Below are 21,275 nucleotides of genomic sequence, written 5' to 3'. Positions count from 1 at the left end.
CCGACCACTGACCCGCCGCGCGTCCGCCGGGCACCCCACCCGCGGACGCCCTGCCGGTGACCGAGCCGGCCGCGACGGGCGCTGGAAGCGTCGACGCCTCCCGGGCGCCGGCGCGACGGGTGGGTCAGCGGCCCGGTCCGCGGCGCGCCTTCGGTGGCTTGCCGTGCCGCTCCAGGGCCTGCCGGGACCGGCCACCCGGTGCCGGAAGCGACGCCTTGAGCGGGTCGTGCCCCCAGTTCATCAGCGAGTAGCGCCACCGGGTGTCGCGCACGTCGCCGCTCGGCCGCTGCGCCATGTGCCGCCGCACGTACCCGACGACCTTGCGCATGTGCCGGAAGTCGGTCTCGGAGAGTTCGCCGCGCTTGCGGCGCAGCAGGTCGATGATCCGGCGGCCCGACTCGTGGCCCACCGACTCGCCGCCCTTGGTGCCCTTGCGCCAACCGACGTGCTTCGACTCGTCGGTCTCCAGCCAGGACTTCAGCTCACCGGGCTTCATGTTCACCGCCTCGGTGAACTCCTGGTACGTCTGCTGCGGGTCCTCTCTACGGCTCATGGCGAAGCACCTCCGGTCGGTGGGCGACGTCCCGGCCCGAGTCGTCGTTGCGGATCCGGTACTGCGGGTGCTCCGGGGACGCGTTCACGGCGTGCCCGCGCACGTGCGTCCGGTCGATGAGTTTCTCCCTCACCACTCCGTACGCCCGGCCGCTGTGACTGGCCCAGGAGACGTGGTCGCCCTCGCGGAATTCCCTCTTCTCGGCCATACGCCCTGGCTACCCGGCGCCGGTGGCCGGAAACGGGCGGCTACCGGCGCGCGGGCTTCTCGGCGACGAAGATCGCGGTGCCGGGGAAGAGGCGGCCGCGCAGCGGGCTCCACTGCCCCCAGATCCCCTCGTGTCCCTCCGGCCACTCCGGTTCCACCAGGTCGACCAGGCGGAACCCGGCGCCGACCAGCTCGCGGATCCGGTCGCCGAGGGTGCGGTGCTGCTCGACGTAGGTGGCCGTGCCGGTCTCGTCCTGCTCCACGTACGGCGAGCGGTCGAAGTACGAGTGCACGGCGGTCAGCCCGCCCTCGCCCGGATCGTCGAGGAAGATCCACCGCATCGGGTGGGTGACCGAGAACACCCAGCGGCCGCCCGGGCGCAGCACCCGGAACACCTCGCGCATCACCGCCGCCGAGTCGGCCACGAACGGGATCGCGCCGAAGGCCGTGCAGGCGGTGTCGAACGCCTGGTCGGCGAAGGGCAGGGCCAGCGCGTCGGCCTGCACCAGCGGCACCCGTACGCCGGTGCGGGCGGCGGCGCGCGGCGTGCCGCAACATGCCGGCGGAGAGGTCCAGGGCGACCGGCCGGGCGCCCCGGGTGGCCAGCCAGCGGGCCGCGGCGGCCGCCCCGCAGCCCAGCTCCAGCACCCGCCGGCCGGGCAGCTCGCCGAGCAGCTCGACGTCGGCCTCGCGCACCCCCTCCGGGCACCAGACGAAGTCGACGTCGCCGAGGAAGGCACCGTGCTCGGCCTGGTAGTCGTCGGCGTCCGTGTCCCACCAGCGGCGGTTGGCCCGGCGGGCCTCGGCGTCGCCGACCCGGCGGCGGGTCACCCGGCTGTCGTCATCCACCCGCTCACGCTAGGCCCCGGCGGCAGCGCCCCGGCGCCCGGGCTCGTACCACCGACGCCCGCCGAGCACTGACCGCGACCGGGCCGCCGGACGGGTCGCGCGACCCGGCGGCCGGGGGGGCCGGAGGGTCGGGTCGGCCGGTCGGGGAGGATGAGGGGCAGGCTCCGGGCGGACGAGCCCCGATCGACCCGGAGGCCGATGGGGCTGCTGTGACGGACGAGACAGTCGTGGTGCTTTCCGGGCGATTTCTCGGCTTTCGCAGGTCACCAGGCGGCGAGGAGACGGGAGGGCTTGCACGCTGTGGTAATGCGCACGGTAGGCTAGACGATGCGCTCGCGGATCGTGTGCCTCGGCAGGGAGCAGGTGCGCGGTCTCCGAAACCACATCAGGATCTCACTTGGCGATCGTTCGGTGTGCCCGGCGACGGATCCGCTGGCGCGAACAGGTCACCGCGACCGCAAGCCTGCGATGACACACCATCCGACCGAGCAACCGCCCACATGACGAGCAGCATCGAGGCCCCCTCGAGCGCCACCAAGGTCACCGTCGACGACCTCGGCTCCGAGGAAGCTTTCCTCGCCGCGATCGACGAGACCATCAAGTACTTCAACGACGGCGACATTGTCGAAGGCACCGTCGTCAAGGTCGATCGGGACGAGGTCCTGCTCGACATCGGCTACAAGACCGAGGGCGTCATCCCCTCTCGGGAGCTGTCGATCAAGCACGACGTGGACCCGGCCGAGGTGGTTTCGGTCGGCGACCCAATCGAGGGCCCTTGTCCTCCAGAAGGAGGACAAGGAGGGGGCGTCTGATCCTCTCGAAGAAGCGCGCGCAGTACGAGCGGGCGTGGGGGCACCATCGAGAAGATCAAGGACGAGGGACGGTGTCGTCCGCGGCTCGGTCATCGAGGTGGTCAAGGGTGGCCTCATCCTCGACATCGGCCTGCGCGGCTTCCTGCCCGCCTCCCTGGTCGAGATGCGGCGCGTGCGCGACCTGCAGCCGTACGTCGGCCGCGAGCTCGAGGCCAAGATCATCGAGCTGGACAAGAACCGCAACAACGTGGTCCTGTCCCGCCGGGCGTGGCTGGAGCAGACGCAGTCCGAGGTGCGCACCGAGTTCCTCAACAAGCTGCAGAAGGGCCAGGTCCGCAAGGGCGTCGTGTCCTCGATCGTCAACTTCGGCGCGTTCGTCGACCTCGGCGGCGTGGACGGTCTGGTGCACGTCTCCGAGCTCTCCTGGAAGCACATCGACCACCCGTCCGAGGTCGTCGAGGTGGGCCAGGAGGTCGAGGTCGAGGTCCTGGACGTCGACCTGGACCGCGAGCGGGTCTCGCTGTCGCTGAAGGCGACCCAGGAGGACCCGTGGCGGCAGTTCGCCCGCACCCACGCGATCCAGCAGATCGTGCCGGGTAAGGTCACCAAGCTGGTGCCGTTCGGCGCCTTCGTCCGGGTGGACGACGGCATCGAGGGCCTGGTCCACATCTCCGAGCTGGCCGAGCGTCACGTGGAGATCCCGGAGCAGGTCGTCCAGGTCGGCTCCGAGGTCATGGTCAAGGTCATCGACATCGACCTGGAGCGCCGCCGGATCTCGCTGTCGCTCAAGCAGGCCAACGAGGGCTTCGTCGAGGGCGAGGAGCACTTCGACCCGACCCTCTACGGCATGGCCGCTACCTACGACGCCGAGGGCAACTACATCTACCCGGAGGGCTTCGACCCGGAGACCGGCGAGTGGCTCGAGGGGTACGAGAAGCAGCGCGAGACCTGGGAGCAGCAGTACGCCGAGGCGCGTCAGCGCTGGGAGGCCCACACCAAGCAGGTGCAGACCTCCCGGGCCGCCGACGCCGAGGCCGCTGCCAACCCGGCCCCGGCGGTCAGCGGTGGCGGCGCCACCTCGACCACCCCGGCCCCGAGCCGGCAGGCCGAGGAGCCGGCCGGCACCCTGGCCACCGACGAGGCGCTCGCCGCGCTGCGGGAGAAGCTCGCCGGCGGTAAGTGACCCGCTGAACGACGACGGGCCCCGTCCCCGCGATCCGTGAGATCGCCGGGGGCGGGGCCCTCGCCGTTCCCGCCCGGCTCGCCGGTCGCGGGCACGTCGGGTCGGCCTGTCGCTCGACGCCCTGGGTGATCGTGCTCGATCCCGGACGCAGTGGCATCCGGGACACTCCGAAGCCACTGCATCCAGGATGGTGCGCGACCCTGCGGGAGCCCCCAGGAGGCACGCCGCCCGGCCCTGAGCGTCGGCGTGGCCCGGCCCGGCCCCGGGCGGGCAGCTACCCGGACTTGGCGGCCTGATCGTGACCAGGTTGACTGGTGCCGTGCTGAGGGTGGGACTGACCGGAGGAATCGGCTCCGGCAAGAGCGCGGTGTCGGCCCGGCTGGCCGAGCGTGGCGCGGTGGTCATCGACTCCGACCGGATCGCCCGGGAGGTGGTCGCACCGGGCACCGAAGGGCTGGCCGAGATCGTCGCCGCGTTCTCCGAGCGGGTGCTCGGCGCCGACGGAGCGCTGGACCGGGCGGCCCTCGGGGCGGTGGTCTTCGCCGACGAGGCGGCCCGCCGCCGGCTGGAGGCGATCACCCACCCCCGGGTCCGGGCCCGGACCGTCGAACTGGCCGCCGCGGCGGGACCCGACGCGATCGTGGTCAACGACGTACCGCTGCTGGTCGAGGTGGGGCTCGCACCCACGTACCACCTGGTGGTCGTGGTGGAGACGGCGGTGGCGCTGCGGTTGGAGCGACTGGCCCGCGACCGGGGGATGGAGCGGGCGGAGGCGGAGCGGCGGATCGCCGCGCAGGCCGACGACGACCGCCGCCGGGCGGCGGCGGACGTGCTGCTGAGCAACGACGGCAGCCTGGCCGACCTGCACGCGGCGGTCGACGCGCTCTGGTACGACCGGCTGCTGCCGTTCGCGGCCAACCTGCGGGACCGGCGGGTGGTCCGGCCGGCGCGGGTCGAGCTGACCGAGGCCGATCCCACCTGGCCGCGGCAGTACGCCCGGCTGGCCGCCCGGATCCGGCACGCGCTCTCGCCCGCCGAGCCGCGGATCGACCACATCGGGTCCACGGCGGTGCCCGGACTCGCCGCCAAGGACGTGATCGACATCCAGCTCACCGTGCCGACCCTCGCCGACGCGGACGGCGCGTTCGCCGAGCGGCTGGCCGAGGCCGGCTTTCCGCGGCTGCCCGGCGAGTGGTGGGACAATCCGCGCCCGACCGGCAGCGGCCGGTGGCCCAAGCGGCTGCACGGCAGCGCCGATCCGGCCCGCCCGGTCTACCTGCACATCCGCGAGGTGGACTCGCCGGGCTGGCGGTACGCCCTGCTGATGCGTGATCACCTGCGTGCCGACCCCGACCAGCGGGCGGCGTACCTGCAGCTCAAGCGGGACCTGGCCACCGCCGCCCCGGACAGCGCCACCTACAGCACCGCCAAGGACCCCTGGTTCGACGAGGAGCACCTGCGGGCCGAGGCATGGGCCGCGCAGACCGGGTGGCGCCCCTGACGAGGGGCGCCGTCCCGGCCGGAGACCACCGCGCGTGCTTCAGCCGTCGGCCGTGCTCAGCCGTCGGCCGGGCGGGCACGGCCCGGTGCGGGAGCGGTCCACCGGGGCACCGAGCCGGGCGTCAGGTCGAGCTGGGCCCAGGCGCCCGGCCGGGTCCGCAGCTCCAGCCGGCGCAGCAGCCCGGACCGGTCGACCCAGTAGCGCAGCAGTGCCCGCGAGGTGCGCAGCTCGACGACGTCCACGGTCCGGCCGTCCAGGCTGTCGCCCCGGACCCGTACCGCGTCGCCGCGCTGACCGGCCGAGCCGCCGGCCCGCAGCGCCGCGCCGACCAACAGGTCGAGGTCGTCGGCCCGGGCCGGGCCGGCCCGCCAACCGTCACCCGGCCGGGGCAGCGGCGGCCGGCCGGGTGCCTCGGCGGGGCCGGGCACCGCGGTGGCCGGCAGGTCCGCCCGGGTGGTGCCGTCGGGACCGTGGTGCAGCAACGTACGGCGGTTCGGCCGGCCGAGGTCGGCGACCGTCAGGTACGCGGTGCGCCGGGTCCAGCTCAACCAGCCGGCGCCGCGCAGGTTCGTCTCGGTGCCCACCGGCGCGGTCAGGGTGACGGTGGCGCCACCGCGGGCGCGCAGCCGGCCCGGCAGGCGGTCCAGCCGGTCCTGCTCGGCGGCGGTGAGGGCCCGGGGCAGACCGGGCCGCCCGCCCAACGCGTCGACCGGGCGCAGGGTGGGCCGGTTGGTGCGGTTCAGTTGCACCGTCACCGGGCCCACCTCGGTCAGCCGGGTCTCCAGCCGGTGCAACCGGGCGGACCGGTCGAGCCAGTAGCGCGGGTGCTCGGCGGTGGTCAGGCCGCTCGGCGGCGGGGCCTGGAGGATGTCCACCGGCTCGGCTCCGACGGTGTCCCGTCCCAGCCAGCGGGCGGCGTCGGGGCCGCGCCGGCCGGTTCGGGCCGGTCGGCGGCGAGGCGGAAGAGCAGGTCGAGCAGCCGGGCGAGGCCGTGTCCGGCGGGCAGGTCGTGCAGCCGCCAGCGGTCCGCCGGGGGCACCAGCGGCGGCGGGGCGGGCGTCGGCACGGCGGTGGGGTCGGGCCGCAGCAGCACCACCGTCGGCGTGGCCTGGAGCAGGCCCCGCTCCGCGCCGGCGCCCGGCCCGCCCACGTCCAGGTAGACCAGCGGCCGGGACCAGTCCACCCAGCCGATCAGTTCGGTGCGGGCCGCGCCGTCGCCGGTGGTCACGTGCAGGCCGGACCGCAGGTCCCGGTAGTTGGTGACCCGCATGGCGGCGAGCCGCTCGTGTTCCGTCGCGGTCAGCGTCCGGGGCTGTTCCGGCGGGTCGGGCGCCCAGCTCAGCAGCCCGGCGACCAGTGCGGCGGCGGAGACCGTGGCGACCACGGCGAGCGCCAGGAGGGTGGTCCGGCGGCGCCGGGCGAGCCCTCGGCGCAGGCCGCCCGGGCCGCGCCGGACCAGGTCCGGCCCGCCGTCCAGCACCCGGCGGATCGCCTCCTGGTCCCGGGTCAGGATCCGGCGGGCGGCGCCCGGCGTCACGGCCGCGGTGGGTTCGACCGAATGGCGGCGGCGGGCCCTGCGTCCGGTCACGGCCGTGGCGGGCTCGGTGGGGGCGGGGTCGTGCGGTTGGGTCGCGTCCGAGGTCACGGCCCCGGTGGCGGTGGTTGCCGAATGGCGGCGGCGGGCCACGGCACGGCGCAGGAGCCCGGTCCACCGGCTGGCCGGTGCGGCGTTCGCGGGGCGTTGACCGGGAGGCGGATGCTGGTGGCTGTCGTCGGGCCTGCCGTCGGCGTCGCGGCTGCGCGCCGGTCGTGAGGTCTCCACAGGTAGTTGAACGGGTCGGAGCGGGCCGGGGTGACGAGCATGGCGGGGCCGACATCCGGGTTCGGGCTGTGCCGCCGATCAGGGGCCGGGAGGTGGGGCAGGGGCGCTCGCGGCGGCCGGTCTGCGCGTCACGCGCGACCACACGGGTGCGCACGCCGGACGGACCGGGTGCTGCGACCCCGGTGCCGGGGGCGGGCCCGGCCGTTGACGGCCTGGCCACCGGCCCGGTCGGCCGCCGCGAGCGGCCTACACGGAGAGCGTAGCCGGGTGAGATGGGCCACACAATGGGAATATCGAAGCCGATCAGGGACCGACCGTAGTCGCCGCGGAGTGTCGGACCCCCGGCGTACCGTTGGGGTCATGGCGCTCGACATTCCCCGTCTCGACGGCCGGTTCCAGGTCGTCAGCGAGTTCCAGCCCGCCGGCGACCAGCCGGCCGCGATCGACGATCTGGAGCGTCGGGTCCGCGGCGGCGACCGCGCCACGGTGCTGCTCGGCGCGACCGGCACCGGCAAGAGCGCCACCACCGCGTGGCTGATCGAGCGGTTGCAGCGGCCGACGCTGGTGCTCGCGCCGAACAAGACGCTCTGCGCGCAGCTGGCCAAGGAGTTCAGCGAGCTGCTGCCGCACAACGCGGTCGAATACTTCGTCTCGTACTACGACTACTACCAGCCCGAGGCGTACATCCCGCAGACCGACACCTACATCGAGAAGGACTCCTCGATCAACGAGGAGGTCGAGCGGCTGCGGCACTCGGCGACCATGTCGCTGCTCACCCGGCGCGACGTGATCGTGGTGGCCACCGTCTCGGCGATCTACGGCCTGGGCACCCCGGAGGAGTACCTCGACCGGGCCGTGCGGGTCGCCGTCGGCCAGGAGCTCGACCGCGACCAGCTGCTGCGCCGCCTGGTCGACATCCAGTACACCCGCAACGACATGGCCTTCAACCGCGGCACCTTCCGGGTCCGCGGCGACACCCTGGAGATCATCCCGGCGTACGAGGAGCTCGCCGTCCGGATCGAGCTGTTCGGCGACGAGGTGGAGAAGCTCTACTACCTCAACCCGCTCACCGGCGACGTGGTCCGCGAGGTCGATCACCTGCTGATCTTCCCCGCCACGCACTACGCGGCCGGGCCGGAGCGGATGGAGCGGGCGATCCGCGACATCGAGACCGAGCTGGGTGAACGGCTGGCCGAGCTGGAGCGGCAGGGCAAGCTGCTGGAGGCGCAGCGGCTGCGGATGCGCACCACGTACGACATCGAGATGATGCGGCAGGTCGGCTTCTGCTCCGGCATCGAGAACTACTCGATGCACATCGACGGCCGGCTGCCCGGCAGCCCGCCGCACTGCCTGCTCGACTACTTCCCCGACGACTTCCTCACAGTGGTCGACGAGTCGCACGTGACCATCCCGCAGATCGGCGGCATGTACGAGGGCGACGCGTCCCGCAAGCGGATGCTCATCGACCACGGCTTCCGGCTGCCCAGCGCGGCCGACAACCGCCCGCTGCGCTTCGACGAGTTCCTGGAGCGGGTCGGCCAGATGGTCTTCCTCTCCGCCACCCCGGGCCCGTGGGAGCTGGAGCAGTCCCAGGGCGAGTTCGTGGAGCAGGTGATCCGCCCGACCGGCCTGATCGACCCGGAGGTCATCGTCAAGCCGACCAAGGGGCAGATCGACGACCTCATGCACGAGATCAAGCTGCGTACCGAGCGGGACGAGCGGGTGCTGGTCACCACGCTCACCAAGAAGATGGCCGAGGATCTCTCCGACTACCTGCTCGAGAACGGCATCCGGGTGCGCTACCTGCACTCCGAGGTGGACACCCTGCGCCGGGTCGAGCTGCTGCGCGAGTTGCGCAAGGGCGACTACGACGTGCTGGCGGCATCAACCTGCTCCGGAGGGCCTCGACCTCCCGAGGTGTCGCTGGTGCGATCCTGGACGCCGACAAGGAGGGCTTCCTGCGCAGCGGCCGGTCGCTGATCCAGACCATCGGCCGGGCGGCCCGGAACGTCTCCGGCCAGGTGCACATGTACGCCGACAAGATCACCCCGTCGATGGCGGACGCGATCGAGGAGACCAACCGCCGGCGGGCCAAGCAGATCGCGCACAACGAGGCGCACGGGATCAGCCCGGAGCCGCTGCGCAAGAAGATCCACGACATCCTCGACGACATCTACCGCGAGGCGGAGGACACCGAGCAGAACACCCGCGTCGGCGGCGCGGTGCGGCAGCTCTCCCGGGGCAAGGCCCCGGTCAAGGAAACCCGCAGCCGGGGCCGGGCCGGCGCCACCGCGCCCGCTCGCGAGGGCATGGCCCGGGCCGAGCTGGCCCAGCTCATCCAGGAGTTGAACGACCAGATGCTGGCCGCCGCCCGGGAGCTGCAGTTCGAACTGGCCGCCCGGATCCGTGACGAGGTGGCCGACCTGAAGAAGGAACTGCGGGGGATGGACGCCGCCGGCGTGAAGTGACACCGGCGGTCGACGGGACGGACGGTCGGTCGGGGATGAGCGCGGTCGAGGCAGCGGTCGACGAGGTCGTCCTCGGGGCGCCCGCCACCCGGCTGCGGCCCTTCGTCGACCGCTACATCGGCTATCGGGAGCGGGCGGCGCTGCCGCTGGTCCGCCGCGAGGTGGCCGGGGCCTTCGTGGTGGTGATCCTCGGCTGGGGCGCCCCCCCTCGACGTGGTCGACCCGCGGGACTGCCGCCCGGGGCGCACACCGGGTGGACTCCTTCGTCGCCGGCATGTTCGACGGCCCCTGCACCACCCGCCTGGTCGCGTCGGCGAGGGGGTGCAGCTGCTGCTGGCCCCGCTGGCCGCCCGCCGATCCTCGGCCTGCCGCTGGTCGAGCTGACCACCGGGCGGTGGGGGTGGCGGCGCTGCCGGGCGGCTGGCTCGACCGGCTCCGGTCCGGCTGGCCACCGCCGCCGACTGGTCGGCCCGGTTCGCGCTGCTCGACGCCGCGTTGACGGCCCGGCTGGCGGACACCGAGCCGGTCGAGCGCGGCTGGCGTGGGCGTGGCGGCGGCTCGCCGAAACCGGTGGCCAGGTCGCCGTCGGCGCCCTCGCCGGCGAGCTGGGTTGGAGCCGCCTGCATCTGGCCGCCCGTTCCGCGACGAGGTCGGGCTTGACGCCGAATACCACCGCCCGTTGCTCCGCTTCCAGCGGGCGTACGCGACCCTGACGCCGGGCCGGCCCTCGCCGTCGACCCGGCGCCGCCCACCGCGGGCGGCGGAAGCGGCGCGACCGGCCGGCGCGGCTCAGGCGACCCGGGCGGCGCGACCGCCAGAGCGGCCCAGGGGGTCCGGCCGGACAGCGCGGCCCGGCGGGTCCGGGCGGTCCGGCGGCCCGCTGGCGGCGTTGGGCCTCAGATCGCCGCCCGGTGCGGCTACTACGACCAGTCCCACCTGATCCGCGACTTCCGGGAGTTCGCCGGCGAAACCCCGACCGCGCTCGGGTCACATTCGTCCATCCGGGGTGACCGGGCCGGCGGCAGACTCGGGCATGCGAACCATCTATCCGATCTTCCGCTAACCCGGACGCCCGAGCGGCCATCGACTGGCTCTGCACCGCCTTCGGCTTCACCGTGCACGCCCGGCACGACGCGCCCGACGGTTCGGTGGCGCACGCCGAACTCAGCCTGGACAGACCGGCATGATCATGGTGGGCGAGCTGCCCCACCCGCGACCCCGGCCGGGCGACGAGGACTGGACGGTCCTACGTTGCGGTCGACGACGTCGACGCACACTGCGCCCATGCCCGTCGGCCGGCGCCGAGATCGTCCGGGAGCCGTTCGACACCGACTACGGCTCCCGCGACTACGCCGCCCGTGACCTGGCCGGCAACCGTCTGGTCCTTCGGCACGTACCGGCCCTGACCCGGTGGCGGCCGGCCGCCACAGCGATGTGCGGCGTGGCGGGCCGCGAGATCGGTTACGCGCGAGCGACGATTGCGGTGAGCGAGCGGTGTATTGGCGCTGGGTGATCGTCCTGCGTACTCTCCCTCGGTGGGGAGGCGGGGATGCCGTTGCCAACGAGTCCGGTCATTCGACGTGCGCGGCTCGAGCCGAGTTGCGCCAACTGCGCCGCGGGAGGCGCTCACTCTGGAACAGGTCTGCGACCGGCTGGGGCTGGGCCTCGACCTCCAAGCTGTCCCGCATCGAGCTGGGGCAGAGCCGGCCGGACCTCGCCGACGTGCTCGACCTGCTGGACGTCTACCAGGTGCCGGCGCCGCAGCGGGACGCGCTGATCGTCATCGCCCGGGACGCGGCCACCAGCCGGGGCTGGTGGAAGGCGCTCGGCGAGATGAGCGAGCGGCAGCGCACGTACGCGGAGCTGGAGGCGGGCGCAGCGAGCATCGTGGACTACCAACCCGCGGTGGTGCCCGGGCTGTTGCAGACCCCGGCGTACGCGCGGTTGCGCATCGCCGCCGGCCGGTTGCTGGACAGCGGCCTGGACGTCGAGGCCGATGTACGGGCCCGGGTCGCCCGGCACGACGTGCTCCGCCGGCCCGAACCACCCGGTACACAGCGCTGCTCGCCGAGGCCGCCTGTGACCCCGCCGACGCCCGCCGGAGGTGTGGCGGGAGCAGCTGCGGCACCTGTGGACCTGGCCGAGCTGCCGAACGTGACGGTCCGGTTGCTGCCCCGGGGGGTCGCCGCGCGGGGCGTGCAGCCGCTCACCCCGTACTCGTGCTACTCGTTCCCGGACCCGGCCGATCCGCGCACCGTGATGCTGGAGGCGCTGACCACCGACGTGCGCCTGGTGACGCCGCCGGACGTCGACCGGTACGAGCGGATCACCGGGTGGCTGCTCGGCGTGGCCCTGCCGGCGGAGGAGAGCGCCGCGGGAGCTGGCCCGCCGCGCCGCCGGCTGAGCGGGCGGTCAGCGGGCAGAGGTCGGGCCGCTGGTCACGCGTGGCGGCGGAAGCCGCCCTCGGAGTCGATCACCTGGCCGGTGATCCATTCGGCATCCGGTGAGCAGAGGAACCGCAACCAGCCGGCGGCGTCCCGCGGGGTGCCCCAGCGCCCGCCGGGGAAGAGCCGCGCCACCGCCTCGTGGACCTCCGGCGGGGCGTAGCCGTTGTCGGTGGGCCCGGGATTGACGCAGTTGACAGTGATGCCGGCGGGCATCAGCAGCGGGGCGAGCTGAACGGTCAGGTTCTCCACCGCCGCCTTGCTGGCCGCGTACGCCAGCTCGCCGGGCATCGGGCCGAGGCGCTGCCCGCTGGAGAAGAGCACCAGCCGGCCGCCCGACCCGGCGCTGAACGCCGCCGCGAACGCCTCGGCCAGCAGCAGCGTGGCCCGAACGTTGACCAGCAGGTGCCGGTCGATCTCGGTGGCGTCCAGCGCTCCGAGCGGGGTGTGCGTGGAGTACGCGTGCACCGCCACCACCGCGTCGAGCCGGCCGTGCCGGCGTACCGCCTCGCCGACCAGCGCGGCCGGCACCGCCGGGTCGAGCAGGTCCGCCCGCTGGTAGGCCGCCACGTCACCCAACTCGCCCAGCAGGGCCGGCACGCCGTCGGGGTCGCCACCGTAGGGCTGCGCCTCGTCGAACTCCGGCAGGCCGGTGAGCAGCAGCCGCCAACCGTCCGTGGCGAGTGTGCGGGCGACCGCCGCGCCGATGCCGATCCGCCGGCTCACGCCGGTCACCAGAGCCACCCGCTGCGTCATGGCCGCCAGTCAACCGGCACCGGTGGTCGAAGATCAACCGATATCGCCGCGCGAGTCACCGGGCCCGGCGCCCCCGAGCCCGTCGGGACCGGCGACCCGCGCGTGCAGGCGGACGATAGGACAGGGGTACGACAGCCTCAGGCCGGCACGTCCACGAAGTGCTCGACCAGCGGCGGGTTGGCGAAGTACGGGCCGATCAGCTCCCGCCACCGGGCGAACCGGTCACTGCCCCGGAAGTTCTCGTTGTGCGCCTCGACGGAGTCCCCTCGACCAGCAGCACGAACCGGGACGGGGCGACTCGACGCCCCGGGTCATCCGCACCGACCGGCAGCCGGGGGTGCCGGCGAGCACCGGGTGCCCCTTGGCGTACGCGGCGGCGAACTCGTCCTCGTGTCCCGGTAGTACGTCGATGAGCGCGACCTCAAGCACCATGCCGGGAAGCCTTCACGGTGCCGGGGCGGGACAGCGTCGCGGGGGTCCGTTTTCCGGGGTGTCGGGCGCGCCCAGGGCGGGCGCGCGGAAGGTGGAGCGGCATGATCGACCGGCTCGCCGGCACGGCGTTCAGCGTGGCGGGCACCGGCACCACCCGGGCCGGTCTGCTGGGTTTCGCCACTGGCGCGCTCACCGTCCGACTGGGTCGCTGGCCGACCCGCTGGTCGCACCGCCTCTCCCAGAGCACCTAGCCTCCTAGGATGCCTTTCGGGTTGTGCGCTCCGACGCCCGGCCGCAGGCCGACGCCCCGTCCGGTGGCTGACGGATCTCACCGGGCGCCGGCGACAAACGACATCAGCCACGGCCGCAGCGGCAGGCGCGCCTCAGACCCCGGGCCGATCGCCGTGGTCGTCGCGGCGCTACGACCGGATCCGCGGCGATTCGTAGGGTTGGCGGGCCGGGGGTGGGGGAGGACACCGAGCGCCCAGGGTGCGGTCACTGGTCGCAGTGGTGAAGAATGGTGCGTGAGGAGGGGAGTATTCCCCCGCGACGGAGTCGTCAGCACGGTCGAGCGCCGGCCCCCCGGTGGCGCGACCCGGCCCCGTCGGTCACCGCCCCGCTCCCGGGACGGTGACGGAAGAGACCTCCGACAGTCACCAGAGTCAGCGTCACCGGCACGCCGCGCCCCTGTGGGGCGTACGGTGTGCCGGACGTTGCGTGTCTGCCGGAGGAATGAACGTTGGACGTGTCCGGACTGGTGTGGGCGGGAACCCTCGTCGCACTGACCGCGATCCTGCTCGTCGACCTGCTGATCATCGGCCGGCGGCCGCACGAGCCGAGCGTGCGCGAGTCCAGCCTGTGGGTGGGCTTCTACGTCGCCCTGGCCCTGGTCTTCGGCGCCGGGGTGTGGCTCGCCTCCGGCCCGAGCGCGGCCGGCCAGTTCTACACCGGCTGGCTCACCGAGTACAGCCTCTCGGTGGACAACCTCTTCGTCTTCGTGATCATCATGGCCCGCTTCGCGGTGCCCCGGCAGTACCAGCAGAAGGTGCTGCTCATCGGCATCGTCCTGGCGCTGGTCATGCGCGGTGGGTTCATCGCCGCCGGCGCGGCGCTGATCTCCCAGTTCTCCTGGGTCTTCTACATCTTCGGCGCGTTCCTCATCTACACCGCTGTCAAACCTGGCCCGCCAGGGTGAGCCGGACGAGGACGAGTTCACCGAGAACGTGCTGATCCGCTGGAGCCGCAAGGCGTTGCCGATCTCCAGGGAGTACGACGAAGCGAAGCTCACCACCCGCGAGAACGGCCGCCGGTTGTTCACCCCGATGCTGATCGTCATGATCGCAATCGGCACCACCGACCTGATCTTCGCGCTCGACTCGATCCCGGCCATCTTCGGCATCACCCAGGAGCCGTACCTGGTCTTCACCGCCAACGTGTTCGCGCTGATGGGGCTGCGGCAGCTCTACTTCCTGCTGGGTGGCCTGCTGGACCGGCTGATCTACCTCAGCTACGGGCTGGCCGTGGTGCTCGGCTTCATCGGCGTCAAGCTCGTGCTGGAGGCGCTGGCCGACAACAACCTGCCGTTCATCAACAACGGCGAGCACGTGGCCTGGGCCCCGCACATCCCGATCTGGCTCTCCCTCACGGTCATCCTCGGCACCCTGCTGGTGGCGACGATCGCCAGCCTGGTGAAGTCGTCCCGGGACCGGCGGCGGGTGTTGGCCGAGGCGCGCCGCTGACCGCGCGTCGCTGAGGCGCGGTCGAGACGTGGCCGAGGGGCGCTCCCACCCGGGAGCGCCCCTCGGGGCGTACGGGGTGGGTCAGACCCGGTGCGCGCCGACCAGGGTGGCGGTGCGGTCCGCCGGCAACTGCTCCTCCAGCACCCGCCGGCGCAGGTAGCAGGCGTGCAGCATGCGGCGGTCGTCACCGGGACGCGGCGTGGCGGTGACGATGCCGATGTGGTGGATCTTGCGGCCGGGGCGGGCGAAGAAGTAGAGGTCGCCGGGGCGTTCCGCGCCGAGCGGGACCGGGGTGGTCGCCTCGGCCTGGTCGTCGGCGTCGCGGGGCAGCACCACGCCGAACCGCCGCCAGGCCAGGTGCACCAGGCCGGAGCAGTCGATGCCGTACGCCGACACCCCGCCCCAGATGTAGACGACGTCGAGCAGCCGGGCGGCGACGGCGAGCACGTCGCCGGCGGTCGGCGGCGTGGTGGGCACCGGGACCGCGTGCGCGGCCGGCAGCCAGAGCGGGCGGGCGTGCCCGGGGGCGTGCACCGGGCGCCACCCGTCGACGGGCGGCCCGGCCGGCGTCAGCCGGGTGCCGAGGATGACGTCGGGGAGGACCACCTCGCCGCCCGGCGTGGCGCGCAGCGCGGTGACCGTGGCGTCGACCACCAGCGGGTCGGCGTCGGCCGGCGTGTCGGCCGGGGCGAGCTGGTCGGCCGGCAGCCAGCCGGGGTAGCCGCGCGGGTCGAGCTTGGCCGCCGGTTGCTGCACCGCGACCACGTGCGCCCAGCCGTCCGGGCGCAGTTCGGTGACCAGCACCCGCTCGCCGAGCAGCAGCTGGCTCAGCACGCAGTCGCCGACCTGCTGGTCGGTGTTCATGCCGGAGATCCAGGCCGGGATGTCGGTGCGCGCGGCGAGGGCGGGCCGGTCGACGGGGCGTACCGCCTCGGGGGAGGTCCACAGGGTCGCGACCGCGACCCGGACCACGGCCTCGCGGCCCGGTTGCAGCTCCACGGTCCACCCCCACCTCGCGCCGCCTGTCACCGCGACCCTATGAAAGATTCCAACGGTCATCAACTACGGGGTTGCACTTTTGCTTCAGTGACGGTGCTGATTCCGAGACCCGGCGCGTCCGGCAGCACCACGGTGGCGCCGTCGTACCGGATCCCGTCGCGCACCGGTGACCAGGCCAGCCACCAGGCGGCGTCCAGGTCGGAGACGGCGGTGGTGCGGTAGGCGGCGACCAGGCTCGCCGCGGCCCCGATGCCGACCTGGCTCTCCATCATGGACCCGACGATCGTGCCGAGGTCGTGCGCGGCGGCCAGGTCGAGCAGGGTCCGGGCCGGGTGCAGGCCGCCGCACTTGGCGAGCTTGACGTTGACCATGTCGGCCGCCCGGCGGCGGATCACCTCGACCAGGTCGCGGACGCCGAAGACCGCCTCGTCGGCGAGGATCGGCACCTGCACCCGGTCGCTGACCCAGGCCAGCCCGTCCAGGTCCCACCGGGGCACCGGCTGCTCGACCAGTTCCACGTCGAGGCCGGCGTCCTCGATGCCGCGGATCACCCGGACCGCCTCGCGGGGCGTCCAGCCCTGGTTGGCGTCCAGCCGGATGCGCACGCCGTTGCCGACGGCGGCCCGTACCGCCCGGACCCGCTCCAGGTCGCCGGCGGCGTCGGTGCCGACCTTCAGCTTGAGCACCCCGAACCCCTCGGCCCTGCGCTGCCGGGCCGCGGCCGCCAGGTCCACGGCGTCGCCGGCGGCGAGCGTGACGTCCGTGGGCACCCGCAGGGTGGTGCCGCCGAGCAGCCGCACCAGCGGTACGCCGAGCCGCCGGGCGGCCAGGTCGTGCAGGGCCACGTCGACGGCGGCCTTGGCGGCCTCGTTGCCGGCCACCGCCCGTTGCACCTCGGCACAGCGGGCCACCAGGTCGTCCGGGTCGCGGCCGGTGAGCATCGGCCCGAGCAGGTCCCGTACGCAGGCCTCGGCGCCGGCTACCGAGGCGCCGGTGACCTGCCAGACCTGCGGCGCCTCGCCGAACCCGGACCGGCCGTCGCCGTCGACCAGCTCGACGACCAGGGTCTCCACGGTGGTGGTGCGGCGCAGCGCGGTGACGAACGGGGTGTGTAAGGGGGCGCTGAGCCGGTGGGTGCGTACCGCGGCGATGGTCATGTGCGGCACCCTATATCCGGACGGGTGGCGACAGGGGAGGCCGGATGGGCGAGGGTCACCGAGCGGATCGTGCGGGTGCGGCGACGGCGCGCGCCGGCGCCGAGCGGAACGGAGCGGCGGCATGAGGGAACGGGACTGGGCACTGGTGGGCGCGCCGAACGCGCGTGACCTCGGTGGCATGGTCGGCGCGGGCGGTCGGCGGGTGCGGCCCGGGGTGCTGATCCGTACCCCGGCGCTGGGCCGGCTCACCGACGATGACCTGCCGGTGCTGGCCAAGCTCGGCCCGGCCTGCGTTATCGACCTGCGGGACCACTCTGAGCAGGCGGTCGCCCCGCCGGACCGGCTGCCCGGTGAGCCGCGGGTGCTGCACCTGCCGGTGCACGACGCGGAGCACCCGGTCTTCACGTACGTCTCGGCGGTGCTGCTCGGCCACGACCTGGCCGCGTACGCGGAACTGGCCCGGCAGGGCACGCCGGCGGCGATGGCGGCCATCTACCGCTGGTTCGTCAGCGGGGCGGTGGCCCGGGCCAGGTTCGCCGAGGCGGTGCGGGCGGCGGCTCGGCCGGAGAACCTGCCGTTGCTCTACCACTGCTCGGCCGGGAAGGACCGCACCGGTTGGCTGACGGTGGTGCTGCTGCACGCGCTCGGCGTGGACGAGGCGGTGATCCGGGCCGAGTACCTGGCGAACAACCCGCTGACCGCGAGTCTGCGGGAGGTGATCCTGGAGGCGATGCGGCAGCGGCAGCCGGCGCTGGACGAGGCGGCGGTGCGGCCGGTGCTGGAGGTGCGCCCCGAGTACCTGGACGCGGCGTACGGGGAGGTGCGCCGGGTGCACGGCTCGTTCGGGGCGTACCTGCGTGACGGGCTCGGGCTGACCGACGAGCTCATCGGGTCGCTGCGGGCGCACCTGCTGGAGTGACCGGCGCCGGGTCCGGGATGCCGCGGGTGGCCCAGCCGGTGACGATCAGGGCCTGCCCGGCGGCGTAGGTCGCCATCACCCAGATCGGCGGACCGGGCAGGGTGGCCACCTCGGCCACGCCGGTGGCGATGAGCAGGTCGGAGCCGAGGAAGAGGGCGCCGCCGAGGCCGACCCGCCAGCCGTGTGCCGCGGCGGTGGCGGCCATGGTGGCCAGGGCGACCGCGTAGCCGGCCACCGGCACGGCCAGCCCGGCGTCGGTGAGTCCGCCCCACATCCAGGCCAGCGCGGCGACGGTCAGCACCGCGTAGGCCACGCCGACGGCGACCAGCGGCGGGCGGCGCAGCGCGACCGCCGCGCCGGCGCGGGTGAAGGCCGCGATGTAGCAGAGGTGCGCGGCGAGGAAGAGCGCCATGCCGGTGAGGAAGGCGGCGGTGCCGTCGCCGAGCAGCGCGACGTCGCCGCCGGTGGAGAAGGCCAGCGCGGCGAGGACCAGCCGGGTCGCCGGCACGCCGCGGTCGGCGGCGGCCCGCCAGAGGTACGCGGCCAGCAGCGGCATCAGCAGCGGCTTGCTGAGCAGTACGCCGAGGTCGCTGCCGGTGGCGTTGGCGAGCAGGTTCGCCGCCGTCGCCACGACGAAGGCGGTGAGGATGGTGCGGCTGCTGGGCATCGGCGCTCCTCCGGGGTGGTGGCCAGCAGCGTAGGCGGTGCGGCGGCCGGAGGCCATCGGCCGGTGCGCGGTCGCCCGGTGGCTGTCCGTGCCGGACGGCGGCTGCGGTCTGCCGCACCGGGTCGTCCGCCGTCGGCGGATCCGCCCGGGCGGCGGACCGGCGGCTATCCGTCGCTGCACAGGTCGTGGCGGGCGGCCCAGACGGCGGCGGAGATGTCGGCGATCAGCTGGCAGGCGTCGTCCTCGGCCTCGTCGCCGGTGGGGCCACCGTCGGCGAGGTCGGTGGTGGTGCAGACGACCACCGCGTACGGGGGCGCGTCGGCGGGGAAGACCACGCCCGCGCCGTGGCGCACCCCGCGGACCCAGCCGTTCTTGTGCGCGATGCGGGTGCCCGGGGGCAGCCCGGCGGCGAGGTCCTCGCGGTGTTCCTGGGCGAAGAGCACGTCGAGCATGGCGGCGCAGCCGGCGGGGGAGGCCAGCGGGCCGGGCCGGGTGGCGCCGGTGGCCAGCGCGGCGAGCAGCGCGGCCAGGTCGGCGGCGGTGACCAGGTTGGTGATGCCGGCGTCGCGGGCGGCGAAGTCCTCGATGCCGCGGCCGGTGACGGCGTGCCGGGCCCCGGCCAGCGTCCAGACCTCGGCGACGGCGGGCAGGCCGACGTGGCCGATGACCAGGTTGGTGGCGAGGTTGCTGGAGCGCACGATCATCCGGTGGGCGAGCCAGCGCAGGGTGGCGGTGCCGCCGACCCGCTCCCAGACGGCGTCGTCGTTGTCGTAGTGGCGGGCGCAGGCGAAGCGGGGGGCGCCCGGCAGCGCCGAGTCGAACGAGTTGCGCACCGGGACCGGGGCGTCCAGGTCGAGGGTGCCGGCCTCGGCGGCCCGGTGCAGGGCGGCGAGCACGCCGACCTTCATGGTGCTGGCCGCGTAGTGGGTGGCGTCGGGCAGCCGGGTCCAGGTCGGCGTCGCGGCGAGCCGGCCGGCGTACGCCGAGACGGTGCCGGGCACGCGGTCCAGCCGGGCGTCGAGGTCATCCCAGGTCATGCCGGTGACCGTAGCCGATCATCCGGGCGGTGCCGGCGGCGGACGGCCCGTCACCGCGGTGGAGGCGGCCGGGCGGTCGCCGGGTGGTCGCGCGACCCGCGGTTGCGCCTCAGCGCAGCGCGGCGTCGCCGAGCGGCGTACGTCGGTAGCGGATCTCGTGCCGGTGTCGTTCCCCGGTGACGAACCCGGCGTCGCGTAGCACCGACAGGTGCTCCGAGACCGTGCCGGCGGCCAGCGCGTGGCGGTGGGCCAGCGTCGTCGTGCTGGCCGGCTCGTCGAGGCTGACCAGCAGCGCCGCCCGGGTCCGCCCGATCAGCCGACCCAGCGCCGCGTGCCGGCCGGTGGGCTGGGGCTGCCAGAGCGTGCCGAGCCCACGCGCCGGATAGATCACCGTGGGCTGCCACGGCGGGTCCACGATGACGACGACCTGATCCCACTTGAAGGCGCTGGGCACCAGCACGAGCCCCTCGCCGCGCAGCTCGCGGTGCTCGTCGTCGCCGTACTCGCGGGTCAGCAAGCCGTTGTGCCAGCGCAGTCGGGGATGCAGCTCGGCGAAGAGCCGGTCCAGGCCGCCCTCGGCGAGGCGTCGGGTCTGGAAGCCGACGTCGGCGTCGAGCAGCCCGCGTACGGTCGGCCAGCTCGGTTCGACCAGCACCTCCCAGGCCCGCCGGACGAGGGAGACCAGTCTCCGGAGCACCACGGCCGGGTCGCCCAGCAGCAGCCGGCCGGTCGCCGACTCGGCCGCCCCGGGGGTGTCCGCCAGTGATCGTCGTACCTCGGCGCGTACCCGGGCGTGGTCGGTGGCGGCCACGGCGGCGAGTTCGTCGGCGAACCGGGCGTGCGGGCTGATCGGTGGCGGCGAGAGGAAGTCGGGGGTGTAGCCGCGCCGCGGCTGGAGCAGGGTGATCGGTCGCAGGTCGAGTTCGTCCGTGTCGACGGTGCCGAGCCACCGGCGGTGCGGGCCGGCGCCCTCGCGGGGGGAGAGCAGGCGCACCGCGGACAGCGTTTCGAGGATGGGTGAGATGGCGAAGCGGCAGCGCAGCAGATCGGCTGGGCTGAACCGCAGGGTCACCGCCATCCGCCCCACCCTCCACCGGAAGATTCGGCGGTCGCCGAATCACTGGCGGCGACGGTACCAGCGCTCGCAGAGTGCCTTCCGCCTGGACCGACGAGCACGAGGAGAACGACGATGAACCCGAGCGCCGACTGGGAGCAGCGCAGCGCGGAGCTGTGGGCGGCCTTCAACGCGGCACCGGACGACTGGGACGCGAAGGAGTTCCGCGGGCGGGTCGGGGCCCTCGCCGACGAGTTGGGCCCGGATCATCCGGTGGCCGCGTTCGAGCGGGCCTGCGCCTGGGACTCGACCGGTCACTCGGACAAGGCGGTCCCGCTCTACCGTGCGGCGCTGGAGCGGGGCATCGACGGCATCCGCCGGCGCCGCTCGGTGATCCAGATGGCCAGCTCGCTGCGGAACGTCGGGCAGGCCGAGGAGAGCGTCCGGCTGCTGACCGAGGAGCGCGAGCGCGGCTCCGACGAGCTCGACGACGCGGTCAGCGCGACGCTCGCGCTGGCGTTGACCAGCGTCGGCCGGGAGCGGGAGGCGGTGTCGATCGCGGTCGGGGCGCTCGCCCGGCACCTGCCGCGCTACCAGCGGTCGATGGCCAACTACGCCCGGCTCCTGGTCGAGCCCAGCTGACCGGCCACCGGCTCGGTCCCGCGCCCCGGGCCGG

16 protein-coding genes and 6 pseudogenes are annotated in these 21,275 nt (G+C 74.1%); 10 read left to right on the top strand and 12 right to left on the bottom strand.

Annotation, left to right across the window (positions count from 1 at the left end):
- Positions 1 to 124: 124 nt before the first annotated feature.
- The 3 genes and pseudogenes from FHX32_RS21735 to FHX32_RS21725 form a co-directional block, all read right to left on the bottom strand.
- Positions 125 to 553, bottom strand: a complete 429-nt coding sequence (locus FHX32_RS21735) for a DUF3140 domain-containing protein (protein ID WP_167178327.1) — start codon at positions 551 to 553, stop codon at positions 125 to 127.
- Positions 543 to 761 (bottom strand): hypervirulence associated TUDOR domain-containing protein, encoded by a 219-nt coding sequence (locus FHX32_RS21730; RefSeq protein WP_167178329.1) that lies wholly within the window; start codon positions 759 to 761, stop codon positions 543 to 545. Before FHX32_RS21730 ends, FHX32_RS21735 begins: the two co-directional genes overlap by 11 nt.
- Before the next feature lie 40 nt (positions 762 to 801).
- Positions 802 to 1,609 (bottom strand): annotated as a pseudogene (locus FHX32_RS21725) (class I SAM-dependent methyltransferase).
- A 500-nt stretch (positions 1,610 to 2,109) separates the two neighbouring features.
- On the opposite strand from FHX32_RS21725, the gene FHX32_RS35300 reads away from it, so the two are divergent.
- From FHX32_RS35300 to coaE, 3 genes and pseudogenes are all read left to right on the top strand, one after another.
- Positions 2,110 to 2,421, top strand: coding sequence for a S1 RNA-binding domain-containing protein (locus FHX32_RS35300; RefSeq protein ID WP_486481228.1), 312 nt, complete (start codon positions 2,110 to 2,112; stop codon positions 2,419 to 2,421).
- Between the two features lie 16 nt (positions 2,422 to 2,437).
- Positions 2,438 to 3,604 (top strand): annotated as a pseudogene (rpsA, locus tag FHX32_RS21720) (30S ribosomal protein S1); the annotation flags it as partial.
- A 319-nt stretch (positions 3,605 to 3,923) separates the two neighbouring features.
- Complete coding sequence (gene coaE / locus FHX32_RS21715) at positions 3,924 to 5,105, top strand: dephospho-CoA kinase (RefSeq protein ID WP_167178331.1); 1,182 nt, start codon at positions 3,924 to 3,926, stop codon at positions 5,103 to 5,105.
- A 56-nt stretch (positions 5,106 to 5,161) separates the two neighbouring features.
- Here coaE and FHX32_RS21710 read toward each other — a convergent pair whose 3' ends face one another.
- Together FHX32_RS21710 and FHX32_RS21705 are read right to left on the bottom strand one after the other, a co-directional pair.
- Positions 5,162 to 5,980 carry a hypothetical protein gene (locus FHX32_RS21710; RefSeq protein ID WP_167185945.1) on the bottom strand — a complete coding sequence of 273 codons (819 nt, stop codon included), beginning with the start codon at positions 5,978 to 5,980 and terminating at the stop codon, positions 5,162 to 5,164.
- Positions 5,944 to 6,693, bottom strand: a complete 750-nt coding sequence (locus FHX32_RS21705) for a hypothetical protein (protein WP_167185942.1) — start codon at positions 6,691 to 6,693, stop codon at positions 5,944 to 5,946. The genes FHX32_RS21710 and FHX32_RS21705 overlap by 37 nt, the downstream gene beginning before the upstream one ends.
- Positions 6,694 to 7,287: 594 nt before the next feature.
- On the opposite strand from FHX32_RS21705, the pseudogene uvrB reads away from it, so the two are divergent.
- The 3 genes and pseudogenes from uvrB to FHX32_RS21690 form a co-directional block, all read left to right on the top strand.
- A pseudogene (uvrB, locus tag FHX32_RS21700) lies at positions 7,288 to 9,395 on the top strand (excinuclease ABC subunit UvrB).
- A gap of 1,183 nt (positions 9,396 to 10,578) precedes the next feature.
- On the top strand, positions 10,579 to 10,908 hold the full coding sequence (locus tag FHX32_RS35295) for a hypothetical protein (protein ID WP_486481252.1): 330 nt from the start codon (positions 10,579 to 10,581) through the stop codon (positions 10,906 to 10,908).
- Positions 10,806 to 11,708: pseudogene (locus tag FHX32_RS21690) on the top strand (Scr1 family TA system antitoxin-like transcriptional regulator); the annotation flags it as partial. The gene FHX32_RS35295 and the pseudogene FHX32_RS21690, both read left to right, overlap by 103 nt.
- 125 nt (positions 11,709 to 11,833) lie before the next feature.
- Here the strand turns inward: FHX32_RS21690 and FHX32_RS21685 are convergent.
- Together FHX32_RS21685 and FHX32_RS21680 are read right to left on the bottom strand one after the other, a co-directional pair.
- Positions 11,834 to 12,595, bottom strand: a complete 762-nt coding sequence (locus FHX32_RS21685; RefSeq protein WP_167185939.1) for an SDR family oxidoreductase — start codon at positions 12,593 to 12,595, stop codon at positions 11,834 to 11,836.
- Positions 12,596 to 12,732: 137 nt separating this feature from the next.
- Positions 12,733 to 13,027, bottom strand: a pseudogene (locus FHX32_RS21680) (antibiotic biosynthesis monooxygenase family protein).
- Between the two features lie 101 nt (positions 13,028 to 13,128).
- Here FHX32_RS21680 and FHX32_RS34615 point away from each other — a divergent pair.
- Both FHX32_RS34615 and FHX32_RS21670 read left to right on the top strand, forming a co-directional pair.
- Complete coding sequence (locus FHX32_RS34615) at positions 13,129 to 13,278, top strand: hypothetical protein (RefSeq protein ID WP_208417880.1); 150 nt, start codon at positions 13,129 to 13,131, stop codon at positions 13,276 to 13,278.
- 488 nt (positions 13,279 to 13,766) lie between these two features.
- Positions 13,767 to 14,766 (top strand): annotated as a pseudogene (locus FHX32_RS21670) (TerC family protein).
- A gap of 81 nt (positions 14,767 to 14,847) precedes the next feature.
- On the opposite strand, the gene FHX32_RS21665 reads toward FHX32_RS21670, so the two are convergent.
- Positions 14,848 to 15,765 (bottom strand): NlpC/P60 family protein, encoded by a 918-nt coding sequence (locus FHX32_RS21665; RefSeq protein ID WP_167178346.1) that lies wholly within the window; start codon positions 15,763 to 15,765, stop codon positions 14,848 to 14,850.
- A gap of 59 nt (positions 15,766 to 15,824) precedes the next feature.
- Entirely contained in the window at positions 15,825 to 16,922 is a 1,098-nt protein-coding gene (locus tag FHX32_RS21660) for a dipeptide epimerase (RefSeq protein WP_167178348.1), read from the bottom strand.
- A gap of 121 nt (positions 16,923 to 17,043) precedes the next feature.
- On the opposite strand from FHX32_RS21660, the gene FHX32_RS21655 reads away from it, so the two are divergent.
- On the top strand, positions 17,044 to 17,841 hold the full coding sequence (locus FHX32_RS21655; RefSeq protein ID WP_167178350.1) for a tyrosine-protein phosphatase: 798 nt from the start codon (positions 17,044 to 17,046) through the stop codon (positions 17,839 to 17,841).
- On the opposite strand, the gene FHX32_RS21650 is transcribed toward FHX32_RS21655, so the two are convergent.
- The 3 genes from FHX32_RS21650 to FHX32_RS21640 all read right to left on the bottom strand — a co-directional run bounded on the left by FHX32_RS21650 (position 17,807) and on the right by FHX32_RS21640 (position 20,623).
- Positions 17,807 to 18,508: a lysoplasmalogenase gene (locus FHX32_RS21650; protein WP_167178362.1), complete on the bottom strand. Its 702-nt coding sequence runs from the start codon at positions 18,506 to 18,508 to the stop codon at positions 17,807 to 17,809. The two genes, FHX32_RS21655 and FHX32_RS21650, sit on opposite strands and share 35 nt — an antisense overlap.
- 164 nt (positions 18,509 to 18,672) lie before the next feature.
- Positions 18,673 to 19,545: a serine hydrolase gene (locus FHX32_RS21645; RefSeq protein ID WP_167178354.1), complete on the bottom strand. Its 873-nt coding sequence runs from the start codon at positions 19,543 to 19,545 to the stop codon at positions 18,673 to 18,675.
- Between the two features lie 109 nt (positions 19,546 to 19,654).
- On the bottom strand, positions 19,655 to 20,623 hold the full coding sequence (locus FHX32_RS21640; protein ID WP_167178356.1) for a winged helix-turn-helix domain-containing protein: 969 nt from the start codon (positions 20,621 to 20,623) through the stop codon (positions 19,655 to 19,657).
- Between the two features lie 111 nt (positions 20,624 to 20,734).
- On the opposite strand from FHX32_RS21640, the gene FHX32_RS21635 reads away from it, so the two are divergent.
- Positions 20,735 to 21,241, top strand: a complete 507-nt coding sequence (locus FHX32_RS21635) for a tetratricopeptide repeat protein (RefSeq protein WP_167178358.1) — start codon at positions 20,735 to 20,737, stop codon at positions 21,239 to 21,241.
- Positions 21,242 to 21,275: the final 34 nt, after the last annotated feature.

It is taken from the genome of Micromonospora sp. CNZ280, assembly GCF_011759515.1.
This window is presented reverse-complemented; position numbering and strand designations above follow the sequence as displayed.

What these genes read in the sequence shown, in the direction of transcription:
- FHX32_RS21685 (WP_167185939.1), bottom strand. Translation starts at nt 12,595, where the DNA reads ATGACGCAGCGGGTGGCTCTGGTGACCGGCGTGAGCCGGCGGATCGGC.
- FHX32_RS21735 (WP_167178327.1), bottom strand. Translation starts at nt 553, where the DNA reads ATGAGCCGTAGAGAGGACCCGCAGCAGACGTACCAGGAGTTCACCGAG.
- FHX32_RS21655 (WP_167178350.1), top strand. Translation starts at nt 17,044, where the DNA reads ATGAGGGAACGGGACTGGGCACTGGTGGGCGCGCCGAACGCGCGTGAC.
- FHX32_RS21650 (WP_167178362.1), bottom strand. Translation starts at nt 18,508, where the DNA reads ATGCCCAGCAGCCGCACCATCCTCACCGCCTTCGTCGTGGCGACGGCG.
- FHX32_RS35300 (WP_486481228.1), top strand. Translation starts at nt 2,110, where the DNA reads ATGACGAGCAGCATCGAGGCCCCCTCGAGCGCCACCAAGGTCACCGTC.
- FHX32_RS35295 (WP_486481252.1), top strand. Translation starts at nt 10,579, where the DNA reads ATGATCATGGTGGGCGAGCTGCCCCACCCGCGACCCCGGCCGGGCGAC.
- FHX32_RS21730 (WP_167178329.1), bottom strand. Translation starts at nt 761, where the DNA reads ATGGCCGAGAAGAGGGAATTCCGCGAGGGCGACCACGTCTCCTGGGCC.
- FHX32_RS21645 (WP_167178354.1), bottom strand. Translation starts at nt 19,545, where the DNA reads ATGACCTGGGATGACCTCGACGCCCGGCTGGACCGCGTGCCCGGCACC.
- FHX32_RS21660 (WP_167178348.1), bottom strand. Translation starts at nt 16,922, where the DNA reads ATGACCATCGCCGCGGTACGCACCCACCGGCTCAGCGCCCCCTTACAC.
- FHX32_RS21640 (WP_167178356.1), bottom strand. Translation starts at nt 20,623, where the DNA reads ATGGCGGTGACCCTGCGGTTCAGCCCAGCCGATCTGCTGCGCTGCCGC.
- FHX32_RS21635 (WP_167178358.1), top strand. Translation starts at nt 20,735, where the DNA reads ATGAACCCGAGCGCCGACTGGGAGCAGCGCAGCGCGGAGCTGTGGGCG.
- FHX32_RS34615 (WP_208417880.1), top strand. Translation starts at nt 13,129, where the DNA reads ATGATCGACCGGCTCGCCGGCACGGCGTTCAGCGTGGCGGGCACCGGC.